Consider the following 25,784-nt stretch of genomic DNA (forward strand, 5'->3'; position numbering starts at 1 on the left):
TTAAAAATTCAGGAAGAATAAGTTTCAGTAGTTCTAGATAATTGTCCAAAAGTCTTTTTTTTTTTTACAAAAATCAGAATCTTTTTTTAATCATCACACACAACTTTTAGCAATGACCCCTAATAACTTCACTCGCTTATTAAAAGCAAAAAACCCGATCTACTTTCGTAAATCGGGTTTCCTTTTGGAAGTGGGCGACAAGGGATTCGAACCCCTGACCCCTTGGGTGTAAACCAAGTGCTCTGAACCAACTGAGCTAGTCGCCCTAATAATTAGGACTGCAAAGATAGTCTAGTTTTTAATATCTCAAAACATTTTTTAATAAAAATTTAAATTATTTCTGCTACAACAAAAGTACTACCGCCAACATAAATCAAATCATCTTTATTAGCATTTGATTTTGCGACAGTTAAGGCTTCACTAACACTTTTATAAGATTCTCCTAATAATTGATTTTTTTTAAAAGCAGTCATCAATATTTTAGCATTTAAGCCTCTTTGCACGTTTGGTTGACAAAAATAATAGCTTGCTTCTTTAGGAAGTAAAGGAATTATAGTGTCCAAATCTTTGTCATTTACAACACCAAATACAATATGAAGCTTATTAAAGGTTTCTTTTTTTATTTGCTCCATTACATAAGTTAACCCTTCTTTATTGTGCGCCGTATCACAAACAACCTTCGGATTGTGCCCTAATATTTGCCATCGGCCTTGCAAACCAGTATTACCAACAACATTTAAAAGTCCTTTTTCTAAATTATTTTTAGAAATCTTAAAACCTAGTTCTTTTAAAATATTTATTGATTGTATAACCGTTTTAATATTATGTACCTGATAAGACCCTTTTAAATCGCTATCTAAAGCTTCATTTATAATTTGATCTGCAAAGTAAATCGTAGAATTAGCTTCGCTTGCTTTTTGTTTAAATACACTTTCGGTTTCAGGATGTGTTTCTCCAATAACAACAGGAACATTTTGTTTTATAATTCCGGCTTTCTCTCCTGCAATTTCTTGAAATGTGTTTCCTAAAAACTGCGTGTGATCAAAACCTATGTTTGTAATTACAGATAATTCTGGTGTAATAATGTTTGTAGAATCTAATCGACCACCCAAGCCAACCTCAACAATAGCAATATCTACTTTTTGCTTTAAAAAATAATCGAAAGCCATACCAACAGTCATTTCAAAAAACGACAGTTGATTATCTTCTAAAAATGCTTTATTCTTCTTTATAAAAGCTATAACAGCCTGCTTGCTTATAACTTTACCATTAATACGAATACGCTCTCTAAAGTCCTTTAAATGTGGAGACGTGTATAGGCCAACTTTATATCCTGATTCTTGTAAAATTGAAGCCAACATATGACTTGTTGACCCTTTACCATTAGTGCCAGCAACATGAACAGATCTAAACTTACCTTCTGGATGGTTGAGATACGTGGCTAAATTAATGGTATTAGTTAAGTCTTTTTTAAAAGCTGAGTTGCCTTTATTTTGATACATTGGAAGTTGTTGAAACATCCAATTCACAGTATCTTGATAATTCATTCTATTGACCTACATCAAAATTAATACTCACAAAACCAACTTGAGTTGTTGGTGCCTCAGGATCTGCTGGCCATTTATGAGACATGGCTATTTTTTTTGCAGGTTCTAATAAACAAGGATCTGTATTGGTTGTGCCCTTAATTCCAGGTTCTGCTTTAATTACTTTGCCTTGTCTGTTTACTTGAATTCTTACAACAACTAAGCCGTATTCGTTGCAGTCTTGCTTATATATTTGCTTGGATGGTATGCCTCTACCTCCTAGGCCGTATCCTACACCTCCTTTTCCTGGACCTGAACCTCCAAAATAACTTGGTGCATAAGGATCACCATCTAATTGTCCTTTATTCCCACCTTGACTATCTGGTCCTTCTCCTCCATCTGTATTGTCTTCTGCATTTTTCACACCTCCAATCATAGCATCGAGCTTTCTCTTTTTCTCAGCTTCTTCAGCACGTTTCTTTTCTTCTGCCTCACGTTTTTCTCGCTCTATCTTTTCTGCGGCTGCTTTAGCTTCTGCCTTAGCCTTTTCTTCAGCCGCTTTAGCTTTTGCTTCAGCTTCTTTTTGCTTTTTTATAGCAATTTCTTCAGCGTTATCTTGCGTCATCACTTCTTCGGCTTTGGTTGCCGCTTCAGTAGGTGTCACTTGTGATTCTTCCGGTACCACTTCTTCAACAGCACTTTCTTCTACTATTTTTTCTTCAACAGCCTTTTTAGGTTCACTTAATGGTTTATTACCGCTACCAAAATCTGTGGTCCCAAAGTTTACTGCTACACCATATTCTTCTGGAGGATCCATATATTGAGGCCCAACAACAAACAATAGCAGTAACAGTATCAAAGAAATGAGTACTGTAATTTTTGCCGAATTGCGTTCGTGTTTAGTCTCTAAATATTTCACTTTATAGGTATTGTTTTAAACTTATCAAATTTTGAAACCTTGTTGGTTTCCAAAGCTATTTTCAAAAATGATGCCGTTAATTAGGTTGAACAGCTAATATCACTTTAAACTTATTTCTATTGGCAATATCCATAACCTTCACTACATTTTCTACAGGTACAGATTTCTCTGCTCTCAATACGATTGTTGGTGATTCTTGGTTAGACAGAATAGATACTAACTCTGTTTCTAAAACACTTTCACCAACGCGTTTTTGATCAATATAATAGGTCAAATCTTTTTTGATACTTACTGCAGTCGATTTTTTATTTTCAGTCTTACCACTTGCTTTTGGCAATATAATATCAATAGCATTAGTACTTACCAATGTTGACGCTATCATAAAAAATATTAATAACAAGAATACAATATCGGTCATTGACGCGAAATTGAATTCTGGTGTTACTTTATTTCTTCCTCTAATGTTCATAAATTAGATAGGTTCGTTTAAATGATCTAAAAATTCAATAGAATTTGCTTCCATTTGGTAAACAACTTTATTCGTTCTTCCTACAACATGGTTATATGCAACGTATGCAATAATACCAACTATAAGTCCACCAACAGTTGTAGTCATAGCTGTATATAATCCACTTGCTAAAACATCCATTTGAATGGTTCCTCCTGCATTTGCCAATTCAAAAATTGAAATAATCATACCAACAACAGTTCCTAAAAACCCAATCATTGGTGCAACTCCAGAAATAGTAGCTAACACACTTACGTTTTTCTCTAGACTATAAATTTCTAAACGCCCAGCATTTTCTATAGCTGTATTAATATCTTCTAGAGGTTTTCCTATTCTAGTAATTCCTTTAGCAATTAATCTCGAAACTGGTGAATTTTGCTGAGCACATAACATTTGTGCTGAATCTATCTTACCATTACTTACGTGATCTTTAATCTGATTCATAAAGTTTGAATCGACTTTAGACGCAGCTTTAATGGCAAATATGCGTTCAAAATAAATATAAGTAGCTATAATTAAGAGTAAGAACAAAATAAGAATAATCACTATTCCTGATGTTCCTCCACTTGTAATTAATTCAATAATAGATAAGGTTTTTTCAACTGGTTCTCCCTCTGTTAAAATATCTACTTCATCTTGAATAGTATTTAATGATATCATACTAAAATATTTAATTTTTTAAAGTTGTACTGTTTATAACGCTAAGTTTATAGCTTAAGTATATTTATTATTTTAATATTAAAAAATAGCTCTTGTTACCATAAAGGCTGCTGCTCCGGCTAGAAAGCCAACTAATGCCAACCAAGATATTTTCTTTAAATACCAAAAGAAATCTATTTTTTCCATTCCCATTGCCACAACACCTGCTGCAGAACCGATGATTAACATACTTCCTCCAGTACCTGCAGAATAAGCTATAAAGTGCCATAGCTCATTATCTAATGGTTCTGAGAACATACCTAAACTTGCTGCAACCAAAGGTACATTATCTATTACAGCCGATCCAACTCCTAGAAGTAATACCACTAAATCCGATACACCTTCATGATGAAACTCTGTACCTAACATTGGCATAGTATCTTGAAGTGAACCTGCAAAACCGAATAAAATCCCTAAAGATTCTAAGGCTGCAACTGCCATTAAGATGCCTAAGAAAAACAATATACTTGGCAATTCAATTTTAGATAATGAATGATGAACAGGACTATGACTTGCATTAGAATTATGTTCTTCTGAACTCACTTCTGAAATTGAAAATTTAGAACTACTGTATACTTCAGCAAAAATAGCAACAACACCCAATGACAACATCATACCTACATAAGGAGGTAAGTGTGTAATCACTTTAAATATTGGCACAAAAATAATAGCTCCCAATCCTAAGAATAACATGGTAGCACTAAACTTGTTTTTTGGTTTACCATCTGACTCTTGCAATTCTAAATCGCCTTTAAAAGGCTTTAAAAATGACGCAATAAAAGTTGGCACTACCATACACAACAACGAAGGGATAAATAAATACGAGAACAATTTACCTGTAGACACTTTATCTCCAATCCAAAGCATTGTTGTTGTCACATCTCCTATAGGAGACCAAGCACCACCTGCATTTGCTGCAATAATAATTAAACCAGCATACCATATTCTTACATCTCTTTCTTTTACAATTTTTTGAAGAATTGATATTAAAACAATTGTGGCTGTAAGGTTATCAATGATTGCTGAAAGTAAAAAGGCTAAGATTGCAAACATCCATAGCAGTTTCTTCCTACTGTTAAAATTTACAGCATTTTTAATGGTAGAAAACCCATCAAAATAATCTATTATTTCAACAATGGTCATTGCACCTAATAAAAATACAAGAATCTCTGCTGTCTTACCTAAATGATGAAGTAAGGTTTCTTCCATTAAGTGCATTTTCTCTTCATGCGGAAGTAAACCAAAATTGTCCATTAGGCTATGATTAGCAGAATCAAACCATTGAGTAAATCCATCAATACCTAAAGAAATCAGTGCCCAACTTATAGCCATCATGACTAAAGCAGGGATTAATTTATCAATTTTAATATTGTGTTCTAATGTTATGGCCAAATAGCCAAAAACAAATACAAGAATTATTGCAGCTTCCATTATATGTTATATCAATTGTTTTAACGCTATTTCAAAAGCTGTTTCACTTATACCTATTCTTGTTGAATTATTTTCATGCACTTTTTCTAAAGCTTTCCTTATAACATCAGATGTATCATTAAAAATAGCTTCATCAGTCATTAGCACTTTACGTTCCATAAAATAAGCAAAAACTCTTGCCATACCACAATTTGAAATAAAATCTGGTATTAGGCTCACTTTTTGGTCTGTATGTTCCATTATAGATCCAAAAAATATTTCTTTATCAGCAAAAGGGACGTTAGCACCACAGGTAATCACTTCTAAACCTGTAGTAATCATCTGATCAATTTGATCTTGAGTCACTAACCTCGATGCTGCACAAGGTGCAAATATTTCAGTCTGTAACGACCATATACTTTCATTGATTTCTTCAAACGGAATAAGGTTATCTGCAACTAGTGTATTACCATTTTTTGCAAGGTATAAATCTGTGATCTCTTCAAATGTAAATCCATCTTTATTGATTAACCCTCCAACTCTATCAATGATACCAACAACTTTTGCCCCCATTTGTGCGAAATAAAAAGCAGCTGCAGCACCTACGTTTCCAAATCCCTGAACAACAACGCGTTTTCCTTTTACAGAATCTCCATTAATATCATAGAAGTGTTTTGCTGCTGTAGCGACACCATAACCCGTAATCATATCTGCAACGGTATATTTTCTATTAACACTAGGAGAAAAGTCTGGATTTTCAATAACCTTGATAACACCTTGTCTTAACTGACCAATTCTATTAATTTTATCGGCTTGTGTTGGTTTAAAATGGCCTTCAAAGACACCTTCTTGAGGATGCCAAACACCACTCTGCTCAGTAATTGGAATAACTTCGTGAATTTCGTCAACATTTAAATCACCACCTGTTCCATAATAACTTTTTAATAAAGGAGATACCGCTGCATACCAACGTTCTAAAACACCTTTTTTCCTTGGATCTTGTGGGTCAAAATTTATTCCAGATTTAGCTCCACCAATGGCAGGGCCAGAAACTGTAAATTTTACTTCCATCGTTTTAGCAAGAGACAACACTTCATTTCTATCTAATCCTTTTCGCATTCGTGTTCCACCACCTGCTGCTCCACCACGTAATGAGTTTATAACTGTCCACCCTTCCGCATCTGTTTCTGAGTCGTTCCAATGAAATACGATTTCGGGAGTCTTATTTTCGTATTTCTGAAGTAAATCTTTTATCAATTTATTTTTTGTTTTATTTCCGGTAACAAATATAAAAAACAATCGAACCGAAATGTTAATTAATTTAGATTTTTAGGGATTAATCTTTTTCCTGATGAATGATTTTGATTTGCACCTGTTACACTTTTTAAACAGTTAACTTCGTTTCTCTCTTTTAATACTCCAAGCAATCCAAAAATTAAAGCTTCTTTAAATTCTATAATTTCATTTTCTGGGATTACAATTTTAGATTTAGAGAAATGATTAATTCTATCCATTAAAAAATCATTGTAAACTCCACCTCCTGTAACTAAAACCTTTGTATTGCTTTCTGTTAGAATTCTAGAGACCTGAATAGCAACATGTTCAATAAATGTTCGTAATATATCTTTTGTTTCAAGCTTATAAGGTTCAATAAGTGGAAAGATATTTAATTCTACCCATTCTAGACCTAAAGATTTTGGTGCTTGTTCGTTATAAAAACGAAGTGTGTTTAACTGAAATAGTAACGCTTCATTTACCTGTCCTGTTGAAGCTATTTTACCTTTATCATCATATTCTAAATTTAATTTAGAAACATAATAATTTAAAACAATGTTTACAGGGCAAATATCAAACGCAATTCTTTTATTTTTAGATTCAAAAGAAACATTGGCAAAGCCGCCTAAATTGAGACAATAATCAAAATCTTTAAATAACAAACGATCACCTATAGGTACTAAAGGCGCTCCTTGTCCACCAAATTCTACATCTTGAACTCTAAAATCACAGATAACTTTTTCATTTAAAACATCTGCTAACACTTGCAGATTACCTATTTGATAAGTTACCCCTTGTTTTGGTTGGTGTAAAGCCGTATGTCCATGCGAGGCAATAAAATCTATATCTTTAATGTGATGTTGTTTTATAAATGTTGAAATTACTGTTGCTAGATATTTAGAATATAACGAATCAATATCCTGCAATTGGTCCATTGACTGGTTAACTAATGCTCCCAATTGTAATTTCCATTGTGCTGAATACTTTACAGTTTCTGCATCGTGAATTTTAAAATCCCAATGGGCATCAACAACATCATAGGTTGCATAAATAAGATCTATACCATCTAGTGAAGTTCCTGACATTACACCAATAACTTTATAAGTAAATTTTGTCATATGAGTAAAAATAATATTCCTTATTGAAAATACCGCAATAAAAAATTATCTTTGCATCAAAATTTTAAGAAATCAATAATATTTATAGTATATGGACTTTAACTTAACAGAAGAACATTTAATGATTCGTGATGCAGCACGAGATTTTGCACAAACAGAATTACTTCCTGGTGTCATAGAACGTGATAATGCACAAACTTTTCCTGAAAGCTTAGTACGTAAAATGGGTGAATTAGGATTTTTAGGCATTATGGTAGATCCTAAATATGGCGGAAGCGGTATGGATGCTATTTCTTATGTACTCATCATGGAAGAATTATCTAAAGTAGATGCCTCTGCTTCTGTTATGGTTTCAGTAAATAACTCTTTGGTTTGTTACGGATTAGAAGCATACGGAAATGAAGCTCAAAAAGAAAAATATTTAACAAAATTAGCTACAGGTGAATGTATTGGAGCATTTTGTTTAAGCGAACCAGAAGCTGGTAGTGATGCTACATCTCAAAAAACAACCGCTATAGATAAAGGTGACCATTACGTTTTAAATGGTACAAAAAACTGGATTACAAACGGTGGACGTGCCGAAGTTTATTTAGTTATTGCTCAAACAGACAAGCATAAAGGCTCTCATGGTATTAATGCCTTTATTGTTGAAAAAGGTATGCCTGGTTTTGATATTGGTCCTAAAGAAGACAAATTAGGAATTAGAGGTAGTGATACGCATACATTACAATTTAATGACGTAAAAGTTCCTAAAGAAAATAGAATTGGTGATGATGGCTTTGGATTTAGATTTGCTATGAAAACACTTTCTGGCGGACGAATTGGTATTGCTGCACAAGCCTTAGGTATTGCTGCTGGTGCTTATGAATTAGCTTTAAAATATTCTAAAGAACGTAAAGCTTTTGGTACAGAAATTTGTAACCACCAAGCTATAGCGTTTAAATTAGCAGATATGCATACTGAAATTGAAGCTGCAAGAATGTTAGTGATGAAAGCTGCTTGGGATAAAGACCAAGGGAACAATTATGACATGTCTAGTGCTATGGCAAAATTATATGCTAGTAAAGTTGCTATGGAACACACAGTTGAAGCTGTACAAATACACGGTGGAAACGGATTTGTAAAAGAATACCATGTAGAACGTTTAATGCGTGATGCTAAAATCACTCAGATTTATGAAGGAACTTCAGAAATTCAGAAAATTGTAATTTCTAGAGGACTTATAAAAAATTAGATAACTACTCATAATATATATTTTAAAACCCATCAAATTTTGATGGGTTTTTACATTTATTCACAAATTGTAATATCAAGTTAAAATTCTTTATATTAGTAAGTTAAACAGCATCTTTTTAAGATTCACTGTCATTTAATTTATGGTTTACTTGCTTTACAAAATAATTAATTCTTTCCTTTTTATTTGTTTATTGATTGCTTGTTCATTTTTCGTAAACGCACAAGAGTCTGTAAACGAAAAGCCATTTTCATTTAATAGTCTAACCATCAATGATGGTTTATCTCAAAGCAGCGTTATTAGCATTGCACAAGACAGTGTTGGTTATTTATGGCTTGCAACACAAGATGGACTGAACAAATATAATGGTAGAAGTTTTAAACACTACGACAAACATTTTGAAGACATTACCAGACCAACATTTAGCAGGCTCGGTAAGATTTATAATGATAACCAAAATCAGTTATGGATTATTACTAATTCTGGAAAACTAGAACTTTACAACTCAAAAACAGATGATTTTAAGCACATCTCAACCTTCAAAAATGTCAGTTCTATATTTCAAGATAAAAATTTAAACACTTATGTTGGCACTTATGGAGACGGCTTATTTAAAATTGATGCAAAAACAAAAGACACGCTTCAGGTTTTAAATGAAAACGATAAACAAAGAACTATTTATGATTTTATTGAAACTAATAATTCCTTAATTGTTTCAGCATCTGGTTCGGTATTTGAATTTAAACAGAACACATCTTATAAGGAAATCCTGATAGATTCTCACAATAACGCAAACTTTAGCACATTAGCAAAAGATAAAAGCGGCAACATCTGGTTGGGAACTTTTGGTCAAGGTTTATATTACAGAGAAAAAAAAACAGATTTGTTTGTAAAATATCGGTATAAAGAACTTCCAGAAGACTTAAATATTGAAGATCTGCTTATTGATAAAGAAAACAGATTATGGATTGCGACTTATGGAAATGGAGCTTATAAACTTGACCTAATAAACCAGAATCTCACCAACTTTAAAGCCAACAAAGACAACCCATTTGCTATTCAATATAATGACATCTTATGTTTATATGAAGACGTAACAAATATCATATGGTTGGGTACTGATGGAGCTGGTGCTAATTATTACGATACACATCTTATAAAATTTAATGTATTAACCAATAACCAAGTTCCTAAAACAGTAAATGTTGATGTTGTAAGAAGTATTAGCACTGATAACGATGATAATATATGGATTGGCACCTCTGGAAAAGGCCTAACCTACATTAACTTTAAGACTAAAGAACATAAAACATTCACTGCCAATAATTCTCCTTTAGCTAGCGATAGAATTATTAGCCTACTCAACAATAACAATAATTTATGGATTGGACATCAAGGGTTTGGTCTAAATATTAGAGATATTAACGGAAACTATAAGTCGTTTCCAGAATTAGCCAATTATACCATTTGGCAAATTGTTAGAGAAAACGATGAACAAAGTTGGCTTTGTACTGAACGAAACGGCCTGATTTTATTCGACATAAATAAAGGAATTATTAAGCAATTTAATACCAGTAATTCTTTATTAACAACCAACGACATAAAAACCGTAACCCATGGAGACAATGATGAATTATGGATAGGAAGTGACGATAATGGCCTGTACAAGTTACATACAAGTTTAGATCGCATAACTAATATTAAAACCATCAATAGTAAGATAAAGTCTTTGCTCTACCAAAATGGAATCCTTTGGATAGGAACCAATGGCAAAGGTCTTAAAAAGTATCATATTGAAAACGATACTTTTGAAACGTTTACAACAACGGATGGTTTACCTAACAATGTTATTTATGGAATTTTACCAGATAACAATGGGAATTTATGGTTAAGTACAAATAATGGCATTAGTAAATTTACCAATCAAACTAAAAATAAATTTGAAAATTATAGTAATTACGATGGGTTACAAGCTTTAGAATTTAACACGGGTGCCTACTATAAAGACAAAAATGGTAATCTTTATTTTGGTGGATTAGAAGGTCTCAATTGGTTTAACCCAAACCAATTAACATTTAACACCATAAAACCTAAAACTATTATTACAAAGTTTGAAGTTTATTCTGTAGACCAACCCTTACAACAAAATGCAGCATTTAAATTCAATAAAAACACTATAACTTTTACGTTTTCGAGCCTGCATTTTTCACAACCTGAGCGTAACTCTTATAAATATCAATTGGTGAATTACGATGAAGAATGGATAAATGCAGGCAATAGTAATACGGCACATTACACCAACCTTCCTCCCAACGATTATACTTTTAAAGTTATCTCTAGTAATTATGACGGTGTTTGGAACAATACACCTGCAACATATGCATTTACCATTAACAAACCTTGGTATGGTACTAATTTGGCAAAAATTATTTATGTAATCTTAGGGTTGTTATCTGCATTTGCACTTTATTATTATTTAAAATGGCGTTGGCAAATGAAAATGCAACTTCAGTTTGAACACGAAGAAACTAAACGACTTAAAAAGTTAGACGAATTTAAAACCAAATTATACACGAATATTTCGCACGAATTTAGAACACCACTGACCCTAATTTCTGGACCTATAGAAAATCAACTATCAAAACCAGAACTTTCTAAAAGCGATAAAAAAGAGCTACAACTAGTAAAGCAAAATACGGACAGATTAGTATTGTTGGTAGATCAGATGCTAGATCTTTCAATGCTAGATTCAGGGCAAATAAAATTAAGAGTCTCTAAGGGCAACATAACCGTATTGTTAAAACAAATAGTTAGTGCTTTTCAGTATAAAGCCAATCAGAAAAATATTAAGATAAAAAGCAATATTCAAGATATAAAACAAGTGTGGTTTGATAAAGATGTTATTGAAAAGGTAACATCGAACTTATTATCGAATGCTGTAAAATATGCTCCAAAAGAAAGTGAAATTATATTCGATGTCAATCTTCAAGATGATGTATTGGTGTTATCTATAGTAAATTCTAGCGATCGCGTTGGCAGAAAAGACTTGAGTAAGCTGTTTCAGCGATTCTACCAAGACAACAAACTATCTGATGGTGTTGGTGTTGGCTTGGCATTGGTTAGAGATTTAGTCAACTTGTCTAAAGGAAGCATTATTGCGAATAATATTGATGACAATAAAATTCAATTTACAGTAACACTTCCCATTAAGAAAGAAGCCTTTAGTAATGAAGAAATCATTGAGAACACAAAAGAGACTCTTAATGAGTCTGTACAAGAGACATCAGAAATTTTAGTCACCGATAAACCTACACTTTTAGTTGTAGAAGATGAACCAGACATACGTGCTTTTATCGTTTCTAATTTCAAAAACAATTACCACTTAATTGAGGCGACCAATGGTGAATCTGGTATAGAAAAAGCACGCAAACACATGCCAGATCTTATTATAAGCGACATTATGATGCCAAAGAAAGATGGTATTGAACTCTGTAATGCATTAAAATATGATGAAATTACAAGTCATATTCCAATCATCTTATTAACGGCAAAAGTAGGTAACGCTAATGAAATTACGGGCTTAAAAACAGGAGCTGATGCCTACGTTACCAAACCTTTTAATAGCGAAAAATTAAAGTTGAAAGTCGATAATTTAATCGAAACCAGACGACAATTACAAAAACACTTCAGTAAAAATTTTAGCATTACACCAGAATTTGCTATTACCTCTACCGAAAACGATTTTCTTCAAAAAATAAAAGACGTCTTAGACGAATACCTAACGGATCCAAACCTTACTAGTGAAAAGTTTAGTGAGAAACTACAAATGAGCAGAACGCAACTCCATAGAAAGATGAAAGCAATCTTTGGTTTATCTACCACTGAATTTATTCGTTCACAACGCTTAAAACTATCGCTCGAATTATTAAAAAATTCGGATGCTACAGTATCTGAAATTGCGTATCAAATTGGTTTTAATTCTCCTTCCTATTTTATAAAATGTTTCAAGGACACGTACAAGACAACTCCTAAAGAACACCCTTCTTAAGCACTATATCACAATTATTCAGTCAATTACAAACATCTTTCAACACAATGAAACACCTGTTATATGTTTTGAAACATAATTGATATGATGTATTCAAGCTTCACTATAATTTTACACCTACACTAATTAAGTAGAATTTTTTGAGATGGAAAATCCCATTAAGGACAAACCAAAAGATGATAAAATATATCTCAATATAGACCATTTAAAAAAGGGAAACTATCAGCTTGAAATTCTACTAAATAATAAGGTCATCAAATCTATCAAGATTACTAAATAATATTTAAGACGCTATTAATCAGTTGTGAAAAGGGAAGTAAGTTGAAATAATCCTGAGTTAGTCATTATTTCCCTTTTCTTTTTATTAAAAGACGAGATCTGATAATGAATGAGATTTTTCAAAATACAGATGCTATAAAGGCTATTATTACAACGTTCCTATTTCAAGGTGCATTTGTATTTATTGGCTTATATATGTTATTAGTTTATATCCAAGTAAAGAAAAAAGACTATTTACTATATGGAATTTATGCTCTTCTATTTGCTGGCTATTTTTTTATAAAAATAGATTTAATGCTAGAGCTAAGATTATTTACAGATAATGTAGACCTAGAATTTAGCTTCTTATTACCCTTATTGTTTTTGCTAACTGGTCTGTATGTGAAATTTATTAATGTTTTTGCAGAAATAAAATCTCACCATGCAAGATTTTCTAAAGAAGTAGACATGTTTACGGTACTCATGTATGTGCTAGCAACAGTGACTTTTTTGTATTTGCTTATAACCAAAGACTCAGAAAACGTTGTTAAATACCAATCTTACATTTTTATACCGCTTCATCTATATTCCGTATATGCTGTAATTAGAGCTTTTATTGTCATTAAATCAAAACTAAGGTATTACATCTTGGTAAGTAATATATGCCTTATTTCTCTAACTATTTTAGGCATGTACTCTGCTTCAACAGCTGTTTATATCCAAGGTGTACATGCCAATAATTTATTTGGTTTCTATAATTTTAATGCATCGCAACTAGGGGTTTTCTTAGAAATGCTTTGTTTTTCTTTAGGTTTAGGATATAAGTTTAATTTAATTGAAATTGAAAAAGACAAAATCAAAAAATTAGATGAGTTTAAAACTAAACTTTACAATAATATCTCACACGAATTTAAAACCCCATTAACACTAATTTCTGGTCCTGTTGAAAATCAATTAGCGAAACCAAATATTTCCGAAGATGATAAAGAGCAATTGAACCTTATTAAAAGAAACTCAAAACGCTTATTAAATTTAGTCAACCAATTATTAGACCTTTCAAAATTAGAATCTGGAAATTTAAAGCTCAATGTATCGCAAGGTAATATTACAATATTATTAAAACAGTTAGTTAAATCTTTTGAGTATAGCGCTCAAGAAAAACAAATCAAATTCTCTTACAATATTGCCACGATGGATGATGTTTGGTTTGATCCTGATGTTATTGAGAAAATCGTTACCAACTTACTTTCTAATGCGATAAAATACACCCCTATTAATGGTAAAATTACGTTTGATGCTAACTTAAATGAAAACTTTATAACAATTGCTATAGTGAATAATGGGAATAAATTAAAAGACGATGAACTTCCAAAATTATTTCAGCGCTATTACCAAAATAATAAGCTAAACGAAGGTGTTGGTATAGGACTGTCCTTAGTAAAAGAGTTAGCTGTTTTATCTCATGGTAATATTATAGCACATACTATGAATTCTGATGATATTCAGTTCACAGTAACTTTGCCTTTAGCGCTCTCCTATTTTGGTGCTACAGAAATTTCTCAGCAACCAATTCTAGATCTAACACATGAAGAACTTAAATATTCGGAAAAACACATAAATTCTGCACATATAGAACATAATCAAAAACCTATTTTATTAATCGTTGAAGATGATAACGACATCAGAACTTTTATTCACTCTATTTTTAAAGAAGACTATAAACTTTATGAAGCTTGTAATGGTAAGGAAGGTATAGAAAAAGCTATAAAACTTATACCAGATATTATCATTAGCGATATAATGATGCCTATTAAAAATGGGATCGATATGTGCAACACCTTAAAAGAAGATATAAAAACAAGCCACATACCTATTATTCTACTAACGGCAAAATCTGGTGACAAAAATGAAATACAAGGTTTAAAATCTGGCGCTGACGCATACGTCACAAAACCTTTTAATGTTGAAAAACTTAAAATACGAGTACAACAAATTGTTGCTAATAGAAACACACTCCACAAATATTACAGTAAAAATAATGCTCTAGACTTCCATGGTATAAATGTTTCTCACACAGAAGATCATTTTTTTCAAAAACTACAAGAAGCTGTAAAAGAAAATGTACTACAACCCGATTTTACATCAAAGCAATTAAGTGATTTAATGCTAATGAGTAGAATGCAACTACACAGAAAACTGAAATCGCTTACAGGTTTATCTACTACAGAATTTATTAAAAAAGAACGTATGAAAGTCGCGGTTAGTTTATTAGAACAATCGGATAGTACAATTTCAGAAATTGCTTACCAAACGGGTTTCAATACATCTTCCTATTTTATAAAATCTTTTAAGTCAATTTACAATTGCACCCCTACCGAATTCGCTTCAAACACCTTAAAACAAGCAACTTAATCACACTGTTACATAAGTACAACACTTTGTTACATAAGTGCAATCCCGTTATCAGTTAACGATCTAATTTTAGAGTATTAAAGTTATTAAATAATCGATTTGTCTATTTGAAAAAGTACAAAATGATAACAAAAGGACATACGCTTAATAAAAAAGTAGAAAACATATATATCAATTTAGATCACTTAAAAAGGGGAGACTATTTTATAAAGATTGTGCTTAATAGCAATGTTGTTAAATCTATAAAAATCAAGAAATCATGAATACTATTTTAAAGCGATTCTATTATTTGTTACTTCCATTACTGTTGCTCTGTTACGGGTGCAAAACAGATAAAAAACCAGTTATAGAAATTACAACCAATAACATGGAAATACAAACTGTTGATTCTATTCCTTCTGGTTGGAATACATTCAGCTATAAAAATCAATCTCAGGAAACACACTTTATAGTATTTGAAAAATATCCTGATGGCATAAGTGCTGCCGACACAAAAGCAGACGTATTTCCTGTATTTGATAAAGGCATGACCTTGATTAATGAAGGAAAAACAGAAGAAGGTCTCGCCGCCTTTGGTAATTTACCTCCTTGGTTTTTTAACGTTGTTTTTACTGGAGGTATTGGTTTAACCTCGCCCAATACAACCTCAGAGTCTACTATATATTTAGAACCAGGAAACTACTTAATGGAATGTTATGTAAAAATGCCTAATGGCAAGTTTCATTCTGTAATGGGTATGTTTAAAGAAATACGTGTTACAAATCATAAGAGCGCGATAGAAAAACCACGACCAACCATAGATCTCAATATATCTAGTGCCAATGGTATCACAGCAAATACGTCTTACACTAAAGGACAGCACACTATTGCCGTAACATTTACAGATCAAAAAGCACATGAACACTTTTTAGGGCATGATATTCATTTAGTCAAATTAAGTAACGAAGCCAACTTAGAAGAATTAAATCGTTGGATGAATTGGACCAACCCAAAAGGTTTTATATCACCTTCTCCTAAAGGAGTCACTTTTTTAGGAGGTATTCAAGAAATGCCAACAGACAACACCGGTTATTTTTCAACAAATCTGACGCCAGGTAACTATGCGTTTATTGCCGAAGTACCTAGCCCAAAACAAAAAAATATGCTAAAGCTATTTACGGTAAAACAATAAAGACTTTAAGACATGAAACCTCAATTAAAATTTATACTAACAATAAGCCTCTTTTGCTTAATCATAGCTTGTAACAACAATAATACTCAAACAAATAGTATTGCTTACAGTACTAATGATTCAAATGTTGCAATTCAAGTCACCATGGAAGGCAAATCATTTGAAATAAAGCAAAATCAATTAATACCACAAATACAAACCAAGTTTCAAAACGATTCAATTCTGCTTGTTTTTAGGGATAATGATAATCCGTTACAACTCAACTTTAACCTCTTTCATACAGATATTTTACAAAAAGGCTCAGCAACATACAACATTCCAAATGTGAATTCAGAAAAACAAACTGTTGATCTCAACCTCTTTAATAAAGATAGAGATGTAAAGCAAATGAATAAACGCATCATATTTAGAAAAGGAACCATCAATATTTCTAAAATCACACCAAAAGGACTACGGATGACCTTTGAAGGAGAAGGCAGTGGAATGATGGAGTATGGTAGGAGCTTTCCAATTTCAGGACACATAAACGTTACATTTTAAAAACAACAAATCTTATGGAATCAGCAAAAACAAAAACAACATCTTCAGAAGGTAAAACAATTGCCATCATTGCCTATTTAACTATTATAGGACTCATTATTGCTTTTGTGATGAATAATGACAAAAAAGATGATTTTGCAAAATATCATATTACCCAATCTTTAGGCTTAGCCATAACAGGTCTTGCTTTGGGCATCATTGGACTTGTACCAATATTAGGTTGGCTCATTAACATCATTGGTGTCTTTGTTTTACTCTATATGTGGATTATGGGATTTATAAATGCCATTAACGAAAAAGAAAAACCTGTTCCCCTTTTAGGCACACATTATATAAAATGGTTTAACAATTTATAATCACATTTATTATGAAAACGAAACACATACTATTGATGATTTTCAGCCTCTTCATGGTCGTAAATGTAGACGCTCAAATCTTGAAAAAAATAAGAAAAAAAGCAGAACAAGCTGCCGAACGTACCATTTTAAAAAAAACGGATCAGGTTGTCTCAAAGAAAACAGAAAAAACCATAGATGATGCTACAACAACAAACAAGTCTAAAAAAAGAAGTCGTAAAAATTCAAAAGAACAAATCGAATCTGAATCAACAAATTCAGCACTAGAGCTTAACACCAAATATAAAACAGACTTCTACAAGGAAGATGTTGTTCTTAAAATACATGAAAATGGAAATAGCAATCAGACACAATATTTTGATGCAGAAGAAGTTGCTGTACGATTAGAATCTAACAAAACACCTAAACCAGGTTATACAGACAGTGAAGGATTTATATATGCTTATAATGACAAAGCACAAGCTTACAACAAATCTTCACTAATAGCATCAGGAGGTCAAGGAATGATGATGCCAAACATGATGTTAGAAATGCTAAAGCTACCTCCAGAACCATTTATGGCAAACACACAAAAGCAAATGGATAAAAATATAACCCCAAATCCGTTTAATGGTTTTGTAGAATTTGCCTTTATATACAAACCCGAACATTTTAGATATGAGGATTTTAAAGAAAGTAAACAATCCTTAAGAGGAAAAAGCTATACAAAGTTTGAATTTCTAAACGAGCCCGGCTATGAAGGTAGTTATGTGATTTTTGATGACAACGATCGTCTTATTGAAATATATACCAATAAATCAGATACAAAACAGTCTATGAGTGCTTTTGACATGGACATGATGCCGCCTGGAGAAAGTCTAATTATTTACGAATACACACCTGTAGAAGTCAATCTACCACCAGCTAGAGAAGTAAAATCTCGTGGTCAAGATATGATGGGAATGGTAATGGGATCTTTTAAAAAAGATGAAAATTCAGAAAATATAAATAAAGACGATTATGATACTAGTAATTCAAAAGGTCAAGTAAAATCTGCCAGAAATGCATTAAAAAATAACAAAGTTACTGCAAAAATGTTACCCGATTCTTATGATTTTGATTGGCAATTTGAAACCGAAATATTGATGGCTTCAAGAAAAAAAGAAGCCATAGATATGACTTTCTTAATTAAAGAAAATGCAAACTATCAAGCAACAAAAATGGTAGATAACAAATCAAAAAACAAAGGTAATGCTACCATGCTATTTGATTCAAATCTTAATATTATGGTCATGTTTATGGAGACTCAAGGCCATAATTTTTTTCAAATGTATCCTATTCCAGAACTTAAAAATACTAATGACAAACCAAATTTTAAAATTACAGATTTAGCTTCAAAAACCATATTAAACTACAATTGCAAAGGCCTACAGCTTGAAGACGACAAGTATATTATAAAAATGTACCATACTATAGAAGCACCTATAAAACTTAGTCATTTCATGAACTTTAATGGCGTAAAAAACATGGATTTACCAGACATAGATCCCAAAATTCTATCCCAATTCTCTAATGGTTTAATTATGGAAATGGAAATGATTGATAAAAATAAATCTAAGAATAATATAAGTATAACAGCAAAATCTCTAGACAAGAAACCTACAACGATAAGTAAAAAAGATTATCAATCAATGAATTTACTCTCTGGATTTAAAAATTAATAAACAAAACCACGTTATGAAAACAAATTTTATAAAAATCATATTGACGGTCATAGTACCCACAATGTTGCATACCTGCTCAAGTAGTGATGACATCACTAATGACGACGACCCACAATCTCAAAGTAATTATATGTATTACAGCATAACAGGTAGTGCTGTTAATCACTCATTTACTATTTCAGAATCTCAGGAAATTGAAAATGATAACATAACGATACTTGGACACGTATATAATGAAGGAACAACACAAGTTGCAAGTTTAGTGTTTGCAAGGTCATTACCTGGTGATGATTTTAAGGAGATTTATATGACACTTCCTACTAATATAGGTGAATTTGCTCTTGGTGAAATTGAAACAGGATCAACCGGTAATATAACAGAGGAACCTATTTTTAATATGAAATTTTTGTTTGGAGAACTATATGCTTTCTATGATGGTGATAATGATGGTGATAATGATTTGCTTACTCATTTACTTTCAAAAAATATTAGTCTAACAATTACTGAATATGAAGAAACCTATAATGATTTTGGAATTTTAACACTTGGACATATTAAAGGGAGTTTTGAAGGGCAGGCATATTACAAAGCCTATACCGGTCCAACTTCTGAGCCAGAAGAATTACTACACTCTGTCACAGGTAGCTTTGAATACACGATACCTAACAATAACTTGTAAAATAATCTTAAATATTTAATCATGAAAAAAATCCATTTATTAATTACAGCCATAATTATTATCACATTTTCTCTTACAGCGTCAGCTCAATCAGACACAAAAATAGGAGCACTATTAGGTTATGGTACCGAAATTAAAACTATAGGTTTAGGTGCTAATGCTGAGTTTCCAATAATGGAAAAATTAACCATTTCACCATCGTTTATTTATTATTTACCTAAAGATGAAAGCGGTATAAAAATAAACTGGTTTGAAGTTAATGCCAATGCCAACTATTACTTTCTAGATGAAGAAAACATTAATGTTTACGGTATTGCAGGTCTTAACTACTCTAGTATTAAAGTAAAATACGAAAACAGCTTTGGATTAGGAGGTGATTTCTCTAGTAGTGATGGTCGTATAGGGCTCAACTTAGGCGCAGGTGCCAATTTTAACATCGGAAGTAGCATCACCCCTTTCGCAGAAATAAAATACGTCATAATAGATGGTGGCAGCTTGTTATTGCAGGCGGTGTAAAGTTTAATTTATAAATCCTATCATATGAAACCTATATTGCCTACAATAAAACTCTTATTGCTCTTATCGTTAGTTACGATGTCTTGCAGTAAAAATAATGATGATTCTAATGATACTCCACAACAACTTATTTATATCAATTATAGTGTCACAGGCAACCAAGTAAACGATACGTTCAATATTGTGACTGATAATATCAGTGATCCAAGTGTAATTGCTGTAGCTAATATTTTTCCTGAGAGCAATTCTCAAACCTTAAAGAAGGCCGTAATCGTTTATAACGATATCAATCAATCTATTAATGCTTCATTAAGTATTCCTGCAAGAACAGGTTTGACTGAAGTGTTAGATGGTCATACAGATTTCGATTTACTTTTTGGATTTAATGATTTAGAATTAGGTCTAGAAGCCAAATCTATTTCTGTAGAAGTTCTGCAAATTGAACATAATGATATTTATGTTACTAGTATAAAGGGATCTTTCCAAGGAATTGCTGTTAATAAAGTCAATATCAATGGCGATGAAATTGAAGAAACTTACATTGTAGATGGAGAGTTTGAGTATAATGCGTACAGCAACAATTGACACTTTATAAAAACAAATACACTACTAAAAAGACACTTTTAACCCGACTTAAAAAAAACATATCACACATTTATTAATTAAATAAATACATATTATGAAAACTTTAAAAATTACTATTTTATGCACATTACTGAATCTATTTGGCTTTTCCCAAACGATTCACACCGTTGACAACCGAGATCAATCTGGAGCCCAATTTACAGATTTGCAAACTGCTATAAATACAGCTAGTACAGGAGATATAATTCAAGTGCACCCTTCTCCTAATTCTTATGAGTCTATAACTATTGATAAAACGCTCACTATTATGGGGCTTGGTCACAACTCTGATGTTACTGGAGGCGAAATTGCTAGCCTTAATACCATTACGTTTATTAATAATTCAGCTGGTTCACAAATAAAAGGTTTATCAATTAACAATATAAAGTGCGGTACATCTAGTACTAGTCCCGATCAAACCAATATGCACATTATTAACAATCGTATTAGATCTAATGTTACCGGATCTACTACTGATAACCTTAGTGATGGGTGGATTATTGAAGGCAATTATTTTTCAAGTACTAGCACTAATATAAACTCTCAAACAGGGACTAACAATTGGCAAATAAAGAATAATTTTTTAAGAGGTTCCATTACTAATCTCAATAATACTTCTATCGTTACAAATAATATATTTCTTACCACATTTAGTTCTGAAACATTTTTCTCTTATTGCTCTAACACATTAGTAAATAACAATATTTTTTTATCTACAGGGACTCTAACAGAAATAGGCCTATATAGTTCTACAATAACGTTTGTAAGTAATATAACCTACAGCTATTACGGCGCTACTATTAGTCCGTTATCAGGAAGCAATAATTTAGATAATACCAATCCCTTATTTGAAAACGTGCCATTTGAATCTGTAACTGATTTTTATATTAACGACTTTAATTTAGCTAGTGGATCACCAGGAATCAATGCAGGAAGCGATGGAACAGATATAGGTCTTTATGGAAATAACTTTGCGTTTGATCCCAATGGAAGACCTAATCTTACTCCATATGCGGAAAGTATCACCATTACAAATAGTGTTGTTGCTCCAGGACAAACACTTAATGTAGACTTTACTGCAACACAAAAACAATAGTAATGAAACGTATTTTACTCATCCTGATTTGCACTATAGGCGCATTTTGTAATGGCTGGAGCCAGATTACAGATGCCGAATATTTTATAGACCTAGATCCTGGTGTTGGGAATGCCAATGAATTAGCAGTTACTTCTGGCAATACTATTAGTTCAAACTTTAGTATACCAACCAATGGATTAAGTAATGGATTGCATGTACTCCATATCCGAGTTAAAGGTACTAACGATATATGGAGTATGTATTATCGTGATTATTTTTACATACATACTATAGAAATTCCACCTGTAGGCTCAAACTTAAGTGAAGCTGAATACTTTATCGATACCGATCCTGGTGTTGGCAATGGCACTTCCTTATCTATTACACCTGATCAAACACTCAATGACACCTTTAATATTCCAACTGCAGGTCTCGATAATGGCTTACATGTATTACATATACGTGTAAAAGATTTAGACCATAATTGGAGTTTGTTCTACAGAGATTACTTTTATATTCAAACCATCTCTAATGTTGTTTCATCACCTATAACAGCTGCAGAATACTTTTTTGATACTGATCCAGGAATTGGTAATGGTGTATCAATTCCAATAACCGAAGGTTTTACAATTAATGAAACTTTAGCCATACCCGTTCCTGAAGATATGACCGATGGCAATCATTATTTATATCTTAGAGTAAAGAATATGGATAATAACTGGTCTGCATACATATTTGAACTCTTTAATGTAGACAGTAGTTTATCGGTAGAGAATTTAGACCATACAAATTTTAAGGTTTTTCCTAACCCAACACATACGATATTAAATGTTCAATTTCATACAGATGTAAACTATTCATTACAACTGTTTGATATACATGGAAAAAAACTCATTCATACAACAACCAATAGTAGACTTGAAAAAATGGACTTTTCAAATTATCCTAAAGGGATGTATTTACTGCACATAATAGAACAAAACACTAATAAACGTTCTGTTGCTAAAATCATTAAATCATAGAATTCAAGAGTTAAAGAGTTAGTAGCCTTTCAAAAAAAGCTTCGCTATCGAAGCTTTTTTTTATGCCATTGAGTGAAATCTAGACATAGCACCTTTATTACTATCATTAACCTATAACTTAGAAAAGTGTAATAATTATGATTTTAATTCTTGAAGGACCAATCGTAATTCTCCATAAGAATATTTATCATCTATTTGATGTTTTAAATCTGAAAGGTTTTCGAAAGTAAGAGTTGGGATAATCGCTTTTAATTCTTTATAATGTGTTGAAGACATTAAATCCGTAATTTTCACTTCACCTGAAGCAATAAAATCCGCTAGATGTCCAAATATAGTATTAGAATTTAATTCACGTTCTAAGGCAATTTGATCAATTGATTTTCCCGATTTAAATAAATCTAAAGATATCTTCTTGGTATCCCCTTTTCGTTTTTTAGGTTTTAATTCATCAAATACAGAATGATCATTAGAAGTTTCAATATCATTTTCATTACAATAATCCGTTATAACTTTTAATATGTCTGCTCCATATTTTTCAATTCTCGTTTTACCCATACCATGAACCTCTTTCAATTCTTGTTTAGAAGTTGGTAGTAATTCACACATGGCATATAACGATTTTTGTGTAAAAATTTGAAAATGAACTAAGCCTTCACGTTTAGCAATTTGATTTCTTAATTCTCGTAATAATTCAAACAGTTCAACATTGGTTGTACCATCTATAATTGTTTTACGCTGTTTTTTGGGCTTTTCTTTACCTAAGAATACTGATTTTGCTCTTAAGCTTAAAAATGTATCTGTATTGAAACCATCAGTTAAACCTTCAAAGTAAGAAAGCTTAGTTTCTAATAGTTCCTCTAAAGTATCTAATTGCTTATCAATATCTTTTTGAATGGCTTTGTTATCAGTAGAAAAATTTAACCCTTTTAAAGGAGCTTCTATAGTTGAAGTCGTTTGATCTTTAAAATAACCCAAGGCTTTTTTAAACCGTTGTTGCACCACTTCGCTCAGCTCAGGAATGTCTTTAAGGTTGACTAAAGTTTGTAATTGTGATTTAAAACCATTACTTATTTTAAGAAGATTTGTTACACTATCTTTAATAGTAATAATCGGAGCTTCTATTGTACCTTCAATACTACCTCTGTTTTTATAATAAATATCTAAAACACGATTAGCAGGATAGATAAAACCATAAAAATTGAATACTTCTGAAATTAAATCTAATTGATAATTACGTTTTGATTCCAATAAAATAGAATCATTAGGTTGATTTTCTTCTGCCTTCTTATTAAATTCAATAACATTATAATCACTAATTATTTGATTCGATTCAATTTTACTTTTTAAAACCAAACCTTCTAATGATTTACAACGACTCAATGCCACATAAGTTTGTCCGTGAGCAAAAGCTCCCTGAGCATCAATAATTGCTTTTTCAAAAGTTAATCCCTGACTTTTATGAATTGTAATAGACCAAGCTAAGCGCAATGGAATTTGTGTAAAACTACCTATTTTATCTTCAGAGATGGCTTTGGTATCAGCATCAACGGTATATTTTATATTTTCCCAAGTTTCTAATTTTGTAGTAATATTAAAATCGTCATCCGGACAGTGTACAATAACTTCATCCTTTTCTAATAATATCACCTTTCCTATTTTACCATTAAAGTATCGTTTTTCTTGAGAGCTATCATTTTTAATAAACATAACCTGTGCTCCAACTTTTAACTCTAATGTTTCTTTATTAGGAAAAGAATGCTCTGGAAAAGTCCCTTCAATAATGGCTTTATATGTCCATGTTTTGCCTTTCAACTTATCTAACTCTACCAAATTAGTTTGTCGTGCTTTATTATTATGTGTGGTTAGGGACACATACCCATCATCTTCATTGGGTTCAAAATCTGGTAAAAACCGTTTGTTTAATTCTTCGGCTAAAGCAATGCTTAAATTATTATTCCTGATTTCATTCAAAATATTAATAAACAGCGGATTTTCTTGTCTATAAATATGTTTTAATTCTATAGTAATAGGATTACAATTTTGGTAAGAAATACTACTAAAAAAGAATGCATTCTTATAGAAGGGCTGTAGAAGTCTCCACTCATGATCCTTTATCACTGGAGACAATTGTTGTAAATCACCAATCATTAACAACTGTACGCCGCCAAATACTTTATTCCTATCCTTGTAACGTCTTAAGGTTTTATCTATACCATCTAGTAAATCAGCTCTAACCATACTAATCTCGTCAATGACCAATAAGTCTAAAGACTTAATTATATCTATTTTAGTTTTGCTGAATTTTCGTTTGAAACTTGATGAGGACATTTCATCATTTGGTAAAATAGGTCCAAACGGCATTTGAAAAAAAGAATGAATTGTAACACCTTTAGCATTGATGGCAGCTACTCCTGTAGGAGCAACAATGACCATTCGTTTATTTCCCTGAAGTTTTAGTTTATGTAAAAAGGTAGTTTTACCAGTACCAGCCTTTCCTGTTAAAAAGACATTTCTATTAGTATTGTTTACAAACTTCCATGCTAAATCTAATTCTAAATTTTCTTTCATAATTCAATTCCAAATAAAGAATGAAGATAATAAAAAAGGTTAATTGATTTACTTCACGATAGATTCTAAAACAAAAAACCCTTACTAGATATCTAGTAAGGGTTTTCAAAAAAGGCGGCG

21 protein-coding genes and 1 tRNA gene are annotated in these 25,784 nt (G+C 31.8%); 13 read left to right on the forward strand and 9 right to left on the reverse strand.

Features of this window, described 5'->3' with window-relative positions; all coding sequences use genetic code 11:
• Positions 1-191: 191 nt before the first annotated feature.
• The 8 genes from VDP25_RS16580 to VDP25_RS16615 all read right to left on the reverse strand — a co-directional run bounded on the left by VDP25_RS16580 (position 192) and on the right by VDP25_RS16615 (position 7,455).
• A tRNA-Val gene (locus VDP25_RS16580) sits at positions 192-266 on the reverse strand.
• 63 nt (positions 267-329) lie between these two features.
• Positions 330-1,547 carry a bifunctional folylpolyglutamate synthase/dihydrofolate synthase gene (locus tag VDP25_RS16585; RefSeq protein WP_334471622.1) on the reverse strand — a complete coding sequence of 406 codons (1,218 nt, stop codon included), beginning with the start codon at positions 1,545-1,547 and terminating at the stop codon, positions 330-332.
• A gap of 1 nt (position 1,548) precedes the next feature.
• Positions 1,549-2,445 (reverse strand): energy transducer TonB, encoded by an 897-nt coding sequence (locus tag VDP25_RS16590; protein ID WP_334471624.1) that lies wholly within the window; start codon positions 2,443-2,445, stop codon positions 1,549-1,551.
• A 76-nt stretch (positions 2,446-2,521) separates the two neighbouring features.
• The gene (locus tag VDP25_RS16595; protein WP_215927539.1) at positions 2,522-2,914 is read right to left on the reverse strand and encodes an ExbD/TolR family protein; all 393 of its coding nucleotides are present in this window, start codon (positions 2,912-2,914) and stop codon (positions 2,522-2,524) included.
• Positions 2,915-2,917: 3 nt separating this feature from the next.
• On the reverse strand, positions 2,918-3,613 hold the full coding sequence (locus VDP25_RS16600) for a MotA/TolQ/ExbB proton channel family protein (RefSeq protein ID WP_334471627.1): 696 nt from the start codon (positions 3,611-3,613) through the stop codon (positions 2,918-2,920).
• 78 nt (positions 3,614-3,691) lie between these two features.
• A complete protein-coding gene (nhaD, locus tag VDP25_RS16605) occupies positions 3,692-5,083 on the reverse strand; it encodes a sodium:proton antiporter NhaD (protein ID WP_215927535.1) in 1,392 nt (463 codons plus the stop codon).
• A gap of 6 nt (positions 5,084-5,089) precedes the next feature.
• Entirely contained in the window at positions 5,090-6,316 is a 1,227-nt protein-coding gene (locus tag VDP25_RS16610) for a Glu/Leu/Phe/Val dehydrogenase dimerization domain-containing protein (protein ID WP_334471655.1), read from the reverse strand.
• Between the two features lie 62 nt (positions 6,317-6,378).
• On the reverse strand, positions 6,379-7,455 hold the full coding sequence (locus VDP25_RS16615) for an anhydro-N-acetylmuramic acid kinase (RefSeq protein WP_334471630.1): 1,077 nt from the start codon (positions 7,453-7,455) through the stop codon (positions 6,379-6,381).
• 91 nt (positions 7,456-7,546) lie between these two features.
• Between VDP25_RS16615 and VDP25_RS16620 the strand changes: the two genes are divergently transcribed.
• The 13 genes from VDP25_RS16620 (at position 7,547) to VDP25_RS16680 (ending at position 23,096) form a co-directional block, all read left to right on the forward strand.
• The gene (locus VDP25_RS16620; protein WP_215927531.1) at positions 7,547-8,689 is read left to right on the forward strand and encodes an acyl-CoA dehydrogenase; all 1,143 of its coding nucleotides are present in this window, start codon (positions 7,547-7,549) and stop codon (positions 8,687-8,689) included.
• 151 nt (positions 8,690-8,840) lie between these two features.
• Positions 8,841-12,737, forward strand: a complete 3,897-nt coding sequence (locus VDP25_RS16625) for a two-component regulator propeller domain-containing protein (RefSeq protein ID WP_334471633.1) — start codon at positions 8,841-8,843, stop codon at positions 12,735-12,737.
• A gap of 145 nt (positions 12,738-12,882) precedes the next feature.
• On the forward strand, positions 12,883-13,017 hold the full coding sequence (locus VDP25_RS16630; protein ID WP_289846251.1) for a hypothetical protein: 135 nt from the start codon (positions 12,883-12,885) through the stop codon (positions 13,015-13,017).
• A gap of 104 nt (positions 13,018-13,121) precedes the next feature.
• Entirely contained in the window at positions 13,122-15,407 is a 2,286-nt protein-coding gene (locus VDP25_RS16635) for a response regulator (RefSeq protein ID WP_334471636.1), read from the forward strand.
• Between the two features lie 367 nt (positions 15,408-15,774).
• Positions 15,775-16,578: a hypothetical protein gene (locus VDP25_RS16640; RefSeq protein WP_334471638.1), complete on the forward strand. Its 804-nt coding sequence runs from the start codon at positions 15,775-15,777 to the stop codon at positions 16,576-16,578.
• A 12-nt stretch (positions 16,579-16,590) separates the two neighbouring features.
• Positions 16,591-17,118, forward strand: coding sequence for a hypothetical protein (locus VDP25_RS16645; RefSeq protein ID WP_334471639.1), 528 nt, complete (start codon positions 16,591-16,593; stop codon positions 17,116-17,118).
• Positions 17,119-17,132: 14 nt separating this feature from the next.
• Positions 17,133-17,474 carry a DUF4870 domain-containing protein gene (locus VDP25_RS16650; RefSeq protein WP_334471641.1) on the forward strand — a complete coding sequence of 114 codons (342 nt, stop codon included), beginning with the start codon at positions 17,133-17,135 and terminating at the stop codon, positions 17,472-17,474.
• Between the two features lie 80 nt (positions 17,475-17,554).
• Positions 17,555-19,174, forward strand: coding sequence for a hypothetical protein (locus VDP25_RS16655; RefSeq protein ID WP_334471643.1), 1,620 nt, complete (start codon positions 17,555-17,557; stop codon positions 19,172-19,174).
• A gap of 16 nt (positions 19,175-19,190) precedes the next feature.
• Positions 19,191-19,856, forward strand: coding sequence for a hypothetical protein (locus tag VDP25_RS16660; protein ID WP_334471645.1), 666 nt, complete (start codon positions 19,191-19,193; stop codon positions 19,854-19,856).
• A 21-nt stretch (positions 19,857-19,877) separates the two neighbouring features.
• Positions 19,878-20,372, forward strand: a complete 495-nt coding sequence (locus tag VDP25_RS16665; protein WP_334471647.1) for an outer membrane protein — start codon at positions 19,878-19,880, stop codon at positions 20,370-20,372.
• A gap of 24 nt (positions 20,373-20,396) precedes the next feature.
• Positions 20,397-20,957, forward strand: coding sequence for a hypothetical protein (locus VDP25_RS16670; RefSeq protein WP_334471648.1), 561 nt, complete (start codon positions 20,397-20,399; stop codon positions 20,955-20,957).
• Positions 20,958-21,051: 94 nt separating this feature from the next.
• Positions 21,052-22,092, forward strand: coding sequence for a hypothetical protein (locus VDP25_RS16675; RefSeq protein ID WP_334471649.1), 1,041 nt, complete (start codon positions 21,052-21,054; stop codon positions 22,090-22,092).
• Positions 22,093-22,094: 2 nt separating this feature from the next.
• The gene (locus tag VDP25_RS16680) at positions 22,095-23,096 is read left to right on the forward strand and encodes a T9SS type A sorting domain-containing protein (RefSeq protein WP_334471651.1); all 1,002 of its coding nucleotides are present in this window, start codon (positions 22,095-22,097) and stop codon (positions 23,094-23,096) included.
• A gap of 135 nt (positions 23,097-23,231) precedes the next feature.
• Here VDP25_RS16680 and VDP25_RS16685 read toward each other — a convergent pair whose 3' ends face one another.
• The gene (locus tag VDP25_RS16685) at positions 23,232-25,664 is read right to left on the reverse strand and encodes a helix-turn-helix domain-containing protein (RefSeq protein WP_334471653.1); all 2,433 of its coding nucleotides are present in this window, start codon (positions 25,662-25,664) and stop codon (positions 23,232-23,234) included.
• Between the last annotated feature and the right edge of the window lie 120 nt (positions 25,665-25,784).

This window comes from Winogradskyella sp. ECml5-4 (assembly GCF_036903175.1).
Lineage (GTDB): Bacteria > Bacteroidota > Bacteroidia > Flavobacteriales > Flavobacteriaceae > Winogradskyella > Winogradskyella damuponensis.